Below are 13392 nucleotides of genomic sequence, written 5' to 3'. Positions count from 1 at the left end.
AAGCTGGCGTCGCGCGCAACGAAGGCGTGCTCGCTCATGCCTGCAGCTCCTGCACGCGTGCATCCAGCACGCGCTCATACAGCCTCAGGTACTCCGTGCCGGCCAGGTCCCAGCTGCTCGGGCGCAGCATGGCTGCGCGGCGCATGGCCGAGAGCAGGCCCGGAATGCGGTAGGTGCGGAACGCGCGCTGCACGCAGCGACGCAGCGAGTCGGCGTCGGCCGAGTTGAACAGCAGGCCGGTCACGCCGTCCTCCACCGTGTCGATCAAGCCGCCGGTGGCGTGCGCGATCGGCAGGCAGCCGAACCGCTGCGCATACATCTGGCTCAGCCCGCACGGCTCGAAACGCGAAGGCATCAGCAGGAAATCAGCCCCGGCGAACATCTTGCGGGCCAGGCCTTCGTCGAAGCCGGGGTACACGCCCACGCAGGAGGGAAACCGCCGCGACAGCGCGGCCACTTCCGCTTCGATGCGCGGTTCACCGCCACCGATGATGGCCAGCTGGCCGCCGGCGGCGGCGATCTGGTGCGCCACCGCGCAGCTCAGGTCCAAGCCCTTCTGGTGGACGAGTCGCGAGACCACCGCGAACAGCGGCCCATCGCTGTGCGGCAGCCCCAGCGCACGCTGCACGCGCCGCTTGTTGGCGACCCGGCCTTCCCAGCGGTGCAGGTCGAAGTGCTCGCTCAGGTGCAGGTCGGTGCGCGGGTCCCAGCTGCTGTCGATGCCGTTGACGATGCCGCTCAAGCGACCGCTCGCCGCATGCCCGGACAGCAGCGCGTCCAGTCCGCAGCCCTGTTCCGGGCCGGTGATCTGGCGCGCGTAGCTCACGCTGACCGTGTTCACGTGGTCGGCATGCACGATGCCCGCCTGCAGGAACGACAGCCGGCCATGGAAGGTGATGCTCTCGGCCTGCTCCGGCGAAACACCCAGCACGGCAGCGTCTTCAAGCGGGAACAACCCCTGGTAGGCCAGGTTGTGGACGGTCAACAGCGCGGGCACGTCCGAGCCGTACCAGCGCAGATAGGCCGCGGCCAGTGCACACGGCCAATCATTCAGGTGCAGCAGTTCCGGCTGCCATTCCATGCCGGCGTTGCCGCAGGCGATCACCGCCGCGGCGCGCGAGAGCGCGGCAAAGCGCACCGCGTTGTCGCTCCAGTCCTGCCCGCTGCCGTCCACATACGGACTACCACCACGCTGGAACAGCCCCGGGCACACCAGCACCAGCACCGGCAGGCCGCCTGCAACCGTCTCACCGATGTCGCAGGCGGGGATCCCGGCCCGTGCCGGCACGCGGCCGACCAGGCGCAGGTCCGGTGCGCCGGCGATGACTTCGTCGTAGCCCGGAATCAGCACCCGCACGTCGGACCGGGTGCGTAGCGCACGTGGCAGCGCAGCGGCGACATCGCCCAACCCGCCGGCCTTGACGTAGTCCGCCATCTCGGAGGTGACGAACAGGACGCGTCGACCTGGATCGACACGACCGAGCGGCGGCGGCGAGGTGGTCTCGACGGCGCGCAGCCGGGGTGTGCGGCGAACGCGTGCACCGCCTTCGTCGCCAGCGGGAACGGGCAAAGCCACGGGAACAGCGATCTGACGCACATGCGACATGGGGGGAATCTCGAAGGTGGTACCGCGGTGGGGGTGCCATCGGCATTGCGCCAAGGGCGGGGGTTTTTGCGGCGCCGGAATCGTCGCGCGCGAACCTTGGATCGAATCTACCTGTGTGCGGAATAAACAACGCGTGAACTCGATGCGACAAGTCCGTGACCCGGCTTCGCGTCGCACACGCATTGCGCCTGAAATGCCGCGTTTTGTGCGCGATATCGATACTCGAGCGCTATAAGCAGATGCTTTCCGACCATGAGCGTCGTGCACCCACGCGCGCACCTGAATCCTTCATGCCCGGCCGCGCCGCTGTCACGCGTTCGTCGCATCTACTGCGGAGCGAGCGCTTCGATCCAGGTCGGCGCGTGGTCGCTAGCCTTCTCCAGTCCACGCACCCAGCGGTCGACGCCGGCGTCTTTCAGGCCATCGGCAAGGACCGGGTTGAGCAGCAGATGGTCGATGCGCAGGCCGCGGTCGCGCTGGTAGTGTTGCCGGAAGTAATCCCAGAACGTGTAGATCCGTGCGTCGCCGTGGACCCGACGCAGGCTGTCGGTCCAGCCCTGCGCCAGCAGGTCGGCGTAGGCCTGCCGCACTTCCGGCTGCAGCAGCGCATCGCGCCGCCACGAGGTGGGGTCGTAGATGTCATCGTCGGTGGGAACCACGTTGAAGTCGCCGATAAGCGCTACGGGATGCGGCAGGCCCACCAGCCCGGCAGCGTGGCGATGCAGGCGCTGCATCCACTTCAGTTTGTAATCGAACTTCGGTCCAGGCTGGGGATTGCCGTTTGGCAGGTACAGGCCGCCGACCAGTACGCCATGTGCGGCCGCTTCGAGGTAGCGGCTCTGGTCATCCGTACGGTCGCCGGGAAGCCCGCGTCGACTTTCGATCGGATCCTGGCCGCGTGCCAGCAGCGCCACCCCGTTCCAGGCCCGTTGTCCCTGCCACAGGCAGCCGTAGCCGGCGTCACGGATGGCAGCCTCCGGGAAAGCGTCCTGGCTGGCTTTGAGTTCCTGCAACGCAACGATATCCGGCGCCTCGCGCTCCAGCCAGCTGAGCAGGTGCGGCAGCCGCGACTGGATGCCGTTGACGTTGAACGTAGCGATCCTCAGCCGTTTGCGGCGTGCCATGGCCCTGCTCCCCCAAGCTCGTCTGCGCGGTTCAGCGCACTGTAGGCCGCTGCGTCGCAGGCGCGCGTCAAGGCCGCGCTCACGCGTTCCTCTCGCCGGGCATCACGCGAACAGCACCGCGCATAACATCGCTCGGTGCAGGATGGGACTTCAACTCACGCGCAGGACCTGCACCATGGCGATCAAAACGATGGAAGACCTCTTCATCCACGAACTTTCCGACATCTACAGCGCGGAGAAGCAGTTGACCAAGGCCCTGCCCCGCCTGGCCCGCGCCGCCAGCAACCCTGAGCTGGTATCCGCCTTTGAAACCCATCTCGAGGAAACCCTGGGCCAGGTCGAGCGCATCGACCAGGTCGTCGAAGTGCTGGGGATCAAACTGAAGCGCATCAAGTGTGCGGCAATGGAAGGCCTGGTCGAGGAAGGCAAGGAAGTGATCGAGGAAGTGGAGAAGGGTCCGGTCCGCGATGCCGCCCTGATCGGCGGCGCGCAGAAGGTGGAGCACTACGAGATTGCCTCGTACGGCACCATCGCCGCGCTGGCCAAGCAGCTCGGCTACAAGGATGCCCTGCCGCTGCTGCTGGCGACGCTGCAGGAAGAGAAGGCCACCGATGAGAAGCTCACGCTGATCGCCAAGGCCAGCAGTGGCGCGCAGGCGGCCAAGGCAGCCTGAGCCCCGGGCGGGCGCCATCTCCCGCCCTCTAGACGAACGGCGGCACTTCGGTGCCGCCGTTTTTCGTTGCAGATCGGTGGTAACCAGGCGCGTGCGGGGATGCCGCAGGCGCCTGCCGTCGAACGCGTTACTGGCCGGCTGCTGCCGGCGCAGGCGTTGCCGCGGGAGCCGCCGGCGTCGCCGGAGGCGTCGGCGCGGACGCGGGCGGCGTGATCCGCCAGATGGTGTTGGCCAGGTCGTCGGCGACGATCACCGCACCGCGCGGGTCCACGGTGACCCCGACCGGGCGGCCGCGGGTCTTGCCGTCCTCGGTGCGGAACCCGGTGGCGAAGTCGACCGCCTCGCCCGCCGGCTTGCCGTCACGGAACGGCACGAACACCACTTTGTAGCCGACCGGCGGATTGCGGTTCCAGCTGCCGTGCTGGCCCACGAACACACCGTCGGTGAACGCGCCGCCCACCGCGGGGTTGGCGAAGGACACGCCCAGCGCTGCCACGTGCGACCCCAGCGCGTAGTCCGGGGTGATCGCGGACGCGACCTTGTCCGGGTTCTGCGGCATCACCCGGGAGTCCACGTGCTTGCCCCAGTAGCTGTAGGGCCAGCCGTAGAAGCCGCCTTCCTGCACCGAGGTCAGGTAGTCGGGGACCAGGTTCGGGCCGATCTCGTCGCGCTCGTTGACCACCGCCCACAACGTACCGCTGCCCGGCTGTACTGCCAGCGCGGTCGGGTTGCGGATGCCGCTTGCATAGGTGCGGTGGGCACCGGTCTGCGCGTCGATTTCCCAGACCTGGGCACGGTCGACCTCGGCCGCCATGCCACGCTCGGTGATGTTGCTGTTGGAGCCGATGCCCACGTACAGATGAGTACCGTCGGCACTGGCGGCCAGGGACTTGGTCCAGTGGTGGTTGATCGCCGACGGCAGGTCGGTGACCTTGGTCGGCGCGCCACTGGCCTTGGTCTGGCCTTCTACATAGTCGAAGCGGACCAGGGCATCCTGGTTGGCCACATACAGGGCGTTGCCGATCATCGCCAGCCCATAGGGCGCGTTGAGCTTGTCGGCGAACACGGTCTTCAGTTCGTACACACCGTCGCCGTCGGCGTCGCGCAGCAGGGTCAGGCGGTTGCCGCTCTTCACCTGGGTATTGCCCTTGGCCTTGATCTTGCCGGCGATGACGTCCTTCGGCTTCAGGTTCGGCGCGCTGCCGCCACGGCCTTCGGCGACCAGGATGTCGCCGTTGGGCAGCACCAGGGTCTGGCGGGGAATGGCCAGGTCGGTGGCAATGGCCGACACCTTGTAACCGGCCGGTACGGTCGGCACCTGGTCACCCCATGGGGTGGGCTTGGCGATGGTCATGTCGGGCATGACGCCACGGTGCGGCTTGGGCAGCTCCGGGTTGGCCCCGAGCTGGTTCATGTCCGGCGCCTTGCTGCTGCAGGCGGCCACGGCCACGGCGAGCACGGACAGCGACAGTACCTTGGGGAATGCGCGATTCACAGGACACCTCCAACGCGGACGCGGACGCTGGCGAAACCCAGCCAGGTCGCCAGCAGTGCCAGCACGGTGGCAACGACCGACCACAGCAGCGCGCCCGGCATGATCGCCCACGCGTCGCGCGCGTGGTGCAGCGAATTGATGAAGCCAACGACCCAGGTAACCGCGAGCACCGCGACGTAGAACCCGGTGCGGCTGCCGCGCACCAGCCCGACCAGGCCACACACCAGGGCCAGCGTGGTCATCACCATCGCCCCGACCAGCAGCCAGGAGGCGAAGTTGCTCCACTGGATCTCATAGGTGTTCCAGTAGGCGTAATCGGCCAGCAGTGCACCCAGGAACAGCGGCAGCACCCCGCCGAGCACGGCAGCATGGAACGGATGGATGACCCAATGGCGGGTCACGACGGGCGTTGAGGACACGGTGGTCTCCTTTGGATCGTGGGGAACGCGTGCCATCGTGCCAGCCCGCGCGTGAGGGGCGCTTTGATCTACGACGCCAGAACCGGCACAGCATGCCGTTGTCCGGAATGCGACGATGGCCGCCCCAATCGCGCGAGACGGCCGCCCGCGCCCGCCTTACGCTTCCGCCTTCGCTTGCCCCCACAGGTCCAGGCGGGAGCGCGCCGCACCACGGGCGTGGCCCACCCGGATCGCTGCTGCTGTCGAACTGGTCCCATGAGCACTGAAACCCCGTCGTCCGTTTCGCCTGCCGCCCCTGCTGCCGCGCCGCTGCCCGTTGCCGCGGACGCCACCCAGCAGGGCTTTGCCATCCGCATCGTCGGTGCTGCCGCCTTCGCGCACCTGCTCAACGACATGATCCAGGCGGTGCTGCCGGCGGTGTACCCGATGTTCAAGAGCCAGTTCGCGCTCAGCTTCGGACAGATCGGCACGATCGCGCTGGTCTACCAGTTCACCGCCTCGCTGCTGCAGCCGTGGGTGGGCATGTACACCGACAAGCGCCCGCTCCCCTACCTGCTGCCCTCGGGCATGGTGGCCACCTTCGTCGGCATCGCGATGATGGCGATGGCGAACAGTTACGAAATGCTGCTGCTGGCCGCCGCCGTGGTCGGCGTGGGCTCTGCCACCTTCCATCCCGAAGCGTCGCGGGTCGCGCGCATGGCGTCGGGTGGCCGCTTCGGCACCGCGCAGTCCACGTTCCAGGTCGGCGGCAATACCGGGTCGGCGATCGGCCCGCTGCTGGCCGCCGCCGTGGTCATTCCACATGGCCAACGCGCCATCGGCTGGTTCCTGCTGATTGCCGCCGTGGCGATTTTCGTGCTGTTCCGCCTGACCGGTTGGACCGTACGGCATGGCCAGGCCAAGATGAACAGCCTGGCCCGCTCGCACGGCATCGGGCTCAGCCGCGGCAAGGTGGTGCAGGCCATCGCCGTGGTCGCGGTGCTGATGTTCGCCAAGTTCGTCTACATCGCCTCGATCACCAACTACTTCACCTTCTACCTGATCGAACGCTTCCATCTGAGCGTGCAGCAGAGCCAGATGTACCTCTTCATCTTCCTCGCCTCGATCGCGCTGGGCACCTTCATGGGCGGGCCGGTGGGCGATCGGATCGGCCGCAAGGCGGTGATCTGGATTTCCTTCCTGGGCGTGGCGCCGTTCGCGCTCGCCCTGCCCTACGCCAACCTGATGGGCACCGCCGTGCTGGCCGTGGCCGTCGGGCTGGTGATGTCGTCTGCGTTTGCGGCGCTGGTGGTGTACGCGCAGGAAGCGGTGCCGGGGCGTGTCGGGATGGTGTCCGGGCTCATGTTTGGGCTGATGTTCGGCATCGGCGGCATCGGCGCGGCCGGGCTCGGCAAGCTGGCTGACATCCATGGCATCGTGTGGGTGTACCACCTCACCTCGTTCCTCCCGCTGTTGGGGTTGGCTACTGCGTTTCTGCCGAAGACCAACGGGCGCTGACGGGGGTTGCCGACTAACAGTCGGCACTACCGTCGGCAGTACCGTTTCGCGCCAGACGTTTCGCGTTATTGGAAGAACTGGCTGGGCAGCTGGCCGAAGCGCTTCTTGAACATGGCGGTGAACGCGCTGGGGCTGGCGTAGCCTTGCGACAGCGCTACGTCGATGACCTTTTCGCCATGGGCGAGGCGTTCGAGGGCGCGGACGAGCCGGATCTGCTGGCGCCATTGACCGAACGTCATGTGCAGTTCGCGCGCACACAGGCGCTGGATCGTCTTGGCGTCCACGCCGAGGCGAACGGCCCAGTCCTGCAGCGTGGAAGCGTCGTCGGGCGCGGCGTCCCAGTGCTGTGCGATCTGCTGCAGGCGCGGGTCGACCGGTTCCGGAACATGCAGTGGCAGCACCGGCAGCGCCTGCAGCTCATCCAGGATCAGCTGCATGAGATGGCCGTCGCGTGAGTCCGGAACGTAGGGCTGCTCTACGATGGCGGCCGCACCGATCAGTTCGGCCAGCAAGGGTGTGATCGACACGGTCGCTGCGCTGGGCGGCGCATCGGCGATGGCCTGCGGCAGGATGTACAGGCTGCGCATGCGCACCGCGCCAATGCAGCTCACCTTGTGGCCAATCCCGGCCGGCATCCAGATCGCGCGGGTGCTGGGCACCACCCATCGCCCTGTGCCGGCCTGGACCACCAGCACGCCTGACGCGGCATAGACCAGCTGATGGCGATCCGGATGGTGGTGCAGCGGAATCACGGTGCCGGCGGCGTAATCGCGCGCCCGGCACAGCACGGCGGACTCGGGGCCCAGCGGCAGCCGCTGGCCGGCGGCGTCGACCGGCGTGATGTCTTTTTTTCGATGGGGCATGGGCGGATACCGCGAAACAACCACCACCCGACTCTAGCGCCGCCCGCACCGCCGCTCAACCGCGCTCTCACGGCATGCCCCCTACCCTGCAGGCATGCGTCGTTTCGCCCAAGCCATTGCCGAGCCGGAATCGGTCCCTGACGGACTGCCGCGCGAGCTTGCCAGTGCCGTTGCCGCCGCGCCGGACCGCTACAACATCGGCAAGGGCTCGCCGGCATCGGTGCTCGCCCGAAACGCAGATGGCGAACTGATCGTGACGGACATGGTCTGGGGCCTGGTGCCACGCTGGTCGAAGACGCCTGACACGCCCTACACCACGGTCACCGCCCGCTTGGATCGTGCCCCGGGCAGCCGCATCTTCGCCAAGGCCTGGGCAGAACGCCCGTGCGTGATTCCGATGACCGGGTACTACAAGCTGGACCGCCAGCGCCGACCGCCGTGGCCGCTGTTCGTGCAGCGGCGTGATGGTCTCGCCCTGCTGGCGGCGGGCATCTGGGAGCACTGGGAGGACGACGACGGCCGCGCGATGGATTCCTTCAGCGTGCTCACCGCGCCCAACCGCGCCATTCCGGAACCGCTGACGCCGGATGGGCCGGTGTTCCTGCCCGCTGAACTGGCCCTGGCGTGGCTCTCCGGTGCCGCCAACACGCCCGCCTCGCTGCAGGTGCGCTCGCCGGCACTGGAAGCCTATCCGGTCGGCCGCGCCTTCCGTGACCTCAAGCGCGACGACTACACCCTGCTCGAACCGGTCGATCCCGATCTTGAAACGACATCGCCGCCCCCGGTGGACGGGGACGGCGATGGCTGGGACGAAGACAGCTGAGCGCGCTCAGTGCGACATCGAGTACGGCTGTTCCGCGTCCGCGCCGGGCCAGGCCTTGTTGGGTTCGGCCTGCAGGGTGAAATGCAGTTCGCCGCCAGCCAGGATCTCGGCGTGGCGCAGGAACGTGCGGTTGAGCGGCTTGCCGTTGAGCGTCACCGAACCGACATACTCGTGGCCCTTGCCCATGCCGTCGGTGGTGATGCGGAACGTGTTGCCATTGGGCAGGTTGAGCACCGCCTTGGGCAGGAACGGGCGGCCGATGATGTACTCGGCGCTGCCCGGTGCCACCGGGTAGAAGCCCAACGCAGTGAACACGTACCACGCCGACATCTGGCCCAGGTCGTCATTGCCGGCCAGGCCATCGGGACGGTCGGCGTACTGGGTGTCCATGATCTGCTTCAGGCGGGCCTGCGCACGCCACGGCTGGCCCGCGTACGAATACAGGTAGGCCACGTGGTGGCTGGGTTCGTTGCCGTGCGCGTACCAACCGATGAGGCCGGTGATGTCTTCCATGTGCTCGAAGATCGACGGGTCGACCTTGGCATCGAACACCGCGTCCAGCCGCGCCAGCAGCTTGTCGGCACCGCCGTGCGCGCCGACCAGGCCGGCGACGTCATGCGGCACATACCACGAGTACTGCCAGGCGTTGCCCTCGGTGTAATCGGTGCCGTAGCCGCTGGCACTGGGATCGAACGGGGTGCGGAAGCTGCCGTCGCGCTTGCGCGCGCGCATGAAGCCGGTTTCCGGGTCGAACGCGTGGCGCCAGTTGCCTGCGCGCTTGTCGAACTCGGCGGCCACGTCGGCCTTGCCCATGGCCGTTGCCATGCGCGCGATGGTCCAGTCGTCGAAGGCATATTCCAGGGTCTTGCTGGCGGCCTCGCCCTCTTCGTCGATCGGCACCCAACCCAGTTCGCGGTACTGCGCGATGCCGTCGTATGGACCGTAGTTCGCGGTGGCGACCATGGCCTGCAGCGCCTTGTCGGCATCGAAGCCACGGATGCCCTTGACGTAGGCGTCGGCGATCACCGGCACCGCGTGGTAGCCGATCATGCACCAGGTTTCCTGGCCGTGGAACGCCCACACCGGCAGCATGCCGTAGGCACTGTTGTGCTGGTGGGCGAGCAGCGAATTGACCATGTCGCTGGTGCGCTTTTCCGGTTGCACCAGGGTCAGCAGCGGATGCAGCGCCCGGTAGGTGTCCCACAGCGAGAAGGTGGAATAGTTGGTGTAGCCCTCGGCGCGGTGCACGGCGTTGTCCGACCCGCGGTACTGGCCGTCGACGTCCATGAACAGCGTCGGGCCCAGCAGGCTGTGGTACAGCGCGGTGTAGGCGCTGCGCCGGTCATGCGCCGGGGCCTCGATGTCGAGCACCGACAGCGCCTGCTGCCATTGCGTGCGTGCGTCGGCACGGACGCGGTCGAAGTCCTGGTCCTTCGCCTCGGCGTCGAGGTTGGCGATGGCACCGGCTTCGCTGACCGAGGAGATCGCCACGCTGACCACCAGCGGGGCATCGAGCTTGCCGAAGTCGAACGTACCGACGAGCTGGCGGCCTTCGATCTGCGGGCGCTGCTCCGGGTGGTTCTGGCCCGGCGGCGGGAAGCCCTTGTAGGCGATGTCGGTTTCAGTGTTGTGCAGCGCGTGCCCGGTGAGCGGGCGCGAGAAGCGCATCGCGAAATACAGCTGCCGGCCCGGCGCCCAGCCACGGGTCTCGCGGAAGCCGGTCACGGTGCCGTCTTCGCGCAGGCGCAGGCGCGACCACAGGATCTTGCCGGGGTAGTCGTACAGGCTGGTGCGCAGGTCCAGCAGCACCTTCGCCTCCTGGCCCTTCGGGTAGGTGTAACGGTGCGCGCCGGTGCGCGCGCTGGCGGTCAGTTCGGCGCGGACTTTGTAGTCCTGCAGCGTGACCGCGTAATACCCCGGTTCGGCCTTCTCATCCTTGTGGTCGAAGCGCGAGGCGTAGCCGCTGCGCGGCTTTTCCGGATCGCCGCGCTCCAGGCCCGGATCGCCGGTGAACGGCATCACCAGCACGTCGCCCAGGTCGGAATGGCCGCTGCCCGAGAAATGGGTGTGCGAGAAGCCGACGATGCTGCTGTCGTCATGGCGGTAGCCGGCCGCCCAGTCGTAGGCCTTTTCGCGCGGCTGGATGCGCGTGTCCGGGCTGAGCTGGACCATGCCGAACGGCACCGTCGCGCCCGGGTAGGTGTGCCCTTCGCCACCGGTGCCGATGAACGGGTCAACCGCGGCGTAGGCTCGTTCGCCCACGCTCTTCGGTGCCGCCGTAGCGCCCCCTGCTGCCAGCATGGCACCCATGGCCAATGCCACCCACCCCGACGTTGCCGCTCTGGTCATATGGATTTAGATCGATTCAAGATGAGTCGATCCTAGCACCGGAATGCCCCGCGCCGCATGTTGCGGCGCGGGGCGGGGGTTTCGCCGGGTTGGGTGGGTTGCCACGCAGGGCGTGGCACTACGTCACCGTTACGTGGCGGTGGGGATCTCGGTAGCCCTGGTGTTGGCTTCGGGCAAGGTGGGTTGGGTGGCGTCCACCGTCACCGGTTCATCGCTGCGCAGCAGCGCATGCGCTTCGGCTTCGCTGGCCACAGCGGGCGGCGAGCCGCGCAGCGGCAGGTTGGCGGTTTCGTTGACGAACAGCATGGTGACCAGGCCGACCACCGCCGCGCCCATCAGGTAGTACGCCGGCACCAGCGGGTCGCCGGTGCGCTCGACCAGCCAGGCGGTGATCAGCGGGGTGGTGCCGCCGAACAGCGACACCGAGACGTTGAAGGCGATCGACAGCGCGCTGTAGCGCACCGGGGTGTAGAACAGCGCCGGCAGCGTGGACGGCATCGAACTGGTGAAACACACCAGTGCCAGCCCCAACAGCATCAAACCGAGGAAGATCAGCCAGTCATTGCCGCTGCCGACCAGCAGCAGGCACGGAATGGCCAGTGCGAACAGCGCGATGCAGGCGCCGATGATCATCGGGCGCCGACCCAGCCGGTCACTGAACAGGCCGCCGACCACGTTGAGCGGCATCATCACCAGCATCACGATGATGATCAGCAGCAGGCCCTTGCTCTCGGCATAGCCCATGGTCACGCTCAGGTAGCTGGGCATGTAGGTGAGCAGCATGTAGTCGGTGACGTTGAAGACCAGCACCAGGCCCACGCACTTGAGCAGCTGCGGCCAATGCACGCGCAGCAGTGCGCCCAGCCCCGGGCGTTCGAGGTCGCGCTTGTCGGCCTCTTCGGCATAGGCGCGGAAGGCCGGGGTCTCCTCCAGCTTCATCCGCATGTACAGGCCGAGCAGGCCGAGCGGGCCGGCGATCAGGAACGGCAGGCGCCAGCCCCAGTCCAGCATCTGCGTGCTGCTCAGGGCCATGTGCAGCGCGGTGACCGTGGCCGCACCGGCGATGTAGCCGCCCAGCGTGCCGAATTCCAGCCAGCTGCCCATCAGGCCGCGGTTGCGGTCGGTGGAGTATTCGGCGATGAACGTCGCCGCGCCGCCGTATTCACCGCCGGTGGAGAAACCCTGCACCAGGCGCGCAAGCAGCAGCAATGCCGGGGCCCACATGCCAATGCTGTCGTAGGACGGAATCAGGCCGATGCTGAAGGTACCCAGCGCCATCAGGATCATGGTGAACGCCAGCACTTTCTGGCGGCCATATCTGTCACCCAGCGGGCCGAACACCAGGCCGCCCAGCGGCCGGACCAGGAACGCTACGGTGAAGGTGGCGAAGGTAGCGATCAGCTGCGCGGTCGGGCTGCTGGCGGGGAAGAACACCTGGCCGAGCGTAACCGCAAGATAGCCGTACACACCGAAATCGAACCATTCCATCGCATTGCCGAGCGCAGCGGCACCCACGGCTTTCTTGAGCATTGGGCGATCGACCACGGTGACTTCGTCGACCTTCATCTGGCGGCGGCGCTTGAACCACCCGAAATGGGCATGTGCGGCATGCAGTTCCTGCATCTGCTTTCTCCTGGAAGCAGGGTCATCAACGCACCCGAGGTCCCGCGCAAGGCACAGGTAAACACCGCCTCTGGAAGAACGCGGCACGAGGCGCGAAGAGGGGTAGCAACAGGCGTTCCCGGACGGCCGCGTGGTACACCACGGCGCTGCAGGAAGGATGACCGAGAGACGGGCAATGGCCCGAGGCAATGATCAAGCGAACATGTTAGCACAGTGTGTGCATGCGGCCTTTATCGATTCTTCACATGCTGTCCAAACGCCTTGTTTCAAGCCGTTTTTTACTGATTGTGTCATGCGCTTGCGTGCAGTTCCATAGCGCGCATCACGATCGGCTTGGCCCAATCGGGCGTCTGCAGCAGATCGATCACCGTGACCGGAAAATGCAATCCCTCGCGATCCAGCTGCAGCAGCGGCAGCGGTGCCGCCCTGCCCTTTGCGTCGGCGGGCGCGCTGTTGTCGTACACATGCAGCTCGGCAAGATGCGGCAGCAGTTCGATCAGGTTTTCGCGCGCGGAATCGAAACGTGCGCGGATCTTGTCGTGCGGAATATCGTGTCCGCCCTGGCTGACCCGATCGGCCACGCGCTCGATGTGCAGCGCCACGCTGTGCAGGCCGCAGAACCAGATCGCCACGTCGTGGGTCTGGCAGGCATCGCGCAGCAGGCGCGGAATGGTGTTGCCGCCGAGCGTGGTTTCAAACGCGAAGTCGGTGCCATCGGCCAGCGCCTGGCGCAACCGTCGCGCGCCCTCGCTCCATGCTGCGGCGTTGGCCTCGTCCAGCGGCCAGCCCTGCTCCACCAACCGCCGGGTGAAGCTGTCCGGATTGAACCAGGTCAGCCCGGCGTCGCGCAGCCATGTGCCCAGCAGCGAACTTTTACCGGCGCCATTGACGCCGGCCAGAACCAGTATCTGCGCCACCGA

The 13392-nt window shown here is 67.2% G+C and carries 11 protein-coding genes; 3 read left to right on the top strand and 8 right to left on the bottom strand.

Annotation, left to right across the window (positions count from 1 at the left end; translation table 11 throughout):
- Positions 1–34 precede the first annotated feature (34 nt).
- Both glgA and xth read right to left on the bottom strand, forming a co-directional pair.
- Positions 35–1606 carry a glycogen synthase GlgA gene (gene glgA, locus FSZ13_RS00510; protein WP_145477491.1) on the bottom strand — a complete coding sequence of 524 codons (1572 nt, stop codon included), beginning with the start codon at positions 1604–1606 and terminating at the stop codon, positions 35–37.
- Between the two features lie 326 nt (positions 1607–1932).
- Positions 1933–2730, bottom strand: a complete 798-nt coding sequence (xth, locus tag FSZ13_RS00505; protein WP_145477490.1) for an exodeoxyribonuclease III — start codon at positions 2728–2730, stop codon at positions 1933–1935.
- Between the two features lie 175 nt (positions 2731–2905).
- On the opposite strand from xth, the gene FSZ13_RS00500 reads away from it, so the two are divergent.
- Complete coding sequence (locus FSZ13_RS00500) at positions 2906–3403, top strand: ferritin-like domain-containing protein (RefSeq protein ID WP_145477489.1); 498 nt, start codon at positions 2906–2908, stop codon at positions 3401–3403.
- Positions 3404–3530: 127 nt separating this feature from the next.
- On the opposite strand, the gene FSZ13_RS00495 is transcribed toward FSZ13_RS00500, so the two are convergent.
- Positions 3531–4898 carry a PQQ-dependent sugar dehydrogenase gene (locus FSZ13_RS00495; RefSeq protein ID WP_260844054.1) on the bottom strand — a complete coding sequence of 456 codons (1368 nt, stop codon included), beginning with the start codon at positions 4896–4898 and terminating at the stop codon, positions 3531–3533.
- Entirely contained in the window at positions 4895–5317 is a 423-nt protein-coding gene (locus tag FSZ13_RS00490) for a DUF2231 domain-containing protein (protein ID WP_145477488.1), read from the bottom strand. The genes FSZ13_RS00495 and FSZ13_RS00490 overlap by 4 nt, the downstream gene beginning before the upstream one ends.
- Before the next feature lie 255 nt (positions 5318–5572).
- Between FSZ13_RS00490 and FSZ13_RS00485 the strand changes: the two genes are divergently transcribed.
- Entirely contained in the window at positions 5573–6814 is a 1242-nt protein-coding gene (locus FSZ13_RS00485) for an MFS transporter (protein ID WP_222116579.1), read from the top strand.
- A gap of 65 nt (positions 6815–6879) precedes the next feature.
- On the opposite strand, the gene FSZ13_RS00480 is transcribed toward FSZ13_RS00485, so the two are convergent.
- The gene (locus tag FSZ13_RS00480) at positions 6880–7677 is read right to left on the bottom strand and encodes an AraC family transcriptional regulator (protein ID WP_145477487.1); all 798 of its coding nucleotides are present in this window, start codon (positions 7675–7677) and stop codon (positions 6880–6882) included.
- A gap of 94 nt (positions 7678–7771) precedes the next feature.
- Between FSZ13_RS00480 and FSZ13_RS00475 the strand changes: the two genes are divergently transcribed.
- Positions 7772–8500, top strand: a complete 729-nt coding sequence (locus tag FSZ13_RS00475) for an SOS response-associated peptidase (RefSeq protein ID WP_145477486.1) — start codon at positions 7772–7774, stop codon at positions 8498–8500.
- 6 nt (positions 8501–8506) lie between these two features.
- Here FSZ13_RS00475 and FSZ13_RS00470 read toward each other — a convergent pair whose 3' ends face one another.
- From FSZ13_RS00470 to FSZ13_RS00460, 3 genes are all read right to left on the bottom strand, one after another.
- Positions 8507–10849 carry a GH92 family glycosyl hydrolase gene (locus FSZ13_RS00470; RefSeq protein ID WP_145477485.1) on the bottom strand — a complete coding sequence of 781 codons (2343 nt, stop codon included), beginning with the start codon at positions 10847–10849 and terminating at the stop codon, positions 8507–8509.
- A gap of 129 nt (positions 10850–10978) precedes the next feature.
- Positions 10979–12472: a glycine betaine/L-proline transporter ProP gene (gene proP, locus FSZ13_RS00465; protein ID WP_145477484.1), complete on the bottom strand. Its 1494-nt coding sequence runs from the start codon at positions 12470–12472 to the stop codon at positions 10979–10981.
- A 290-nt stretch (positions 12473–12762) separates the two neighbouring features.
- On the bottom strand, positions 12763–13389 hold the full coding sequence (locus FSZ13_RS00460) for a hypothetical protein (RefSeq protein WP_145477483.1): 627 nt from the start codon (positions 13387–13389) through the stop codon (positions 12763–12765).
- Between the last annotated feature and the right edge of the window lie 3 nt (positions 13390–13392).

Source organism: Stenotrophomonas rhizophila (genome assembly GCF_007667275.1).
Classification (GTDB): Bacteria; Pseudomonadota; Gammaproteobacteria; order Xanthomonadales; family Xanthomonadaceae; genus Stenotrophomonas; species Stenotrophomonas maltophilia_AE.
Note: the sequence above shows the minus strand (reverse complement) of the source record. Positions and strands in the feature narration are given on the sequence as shown.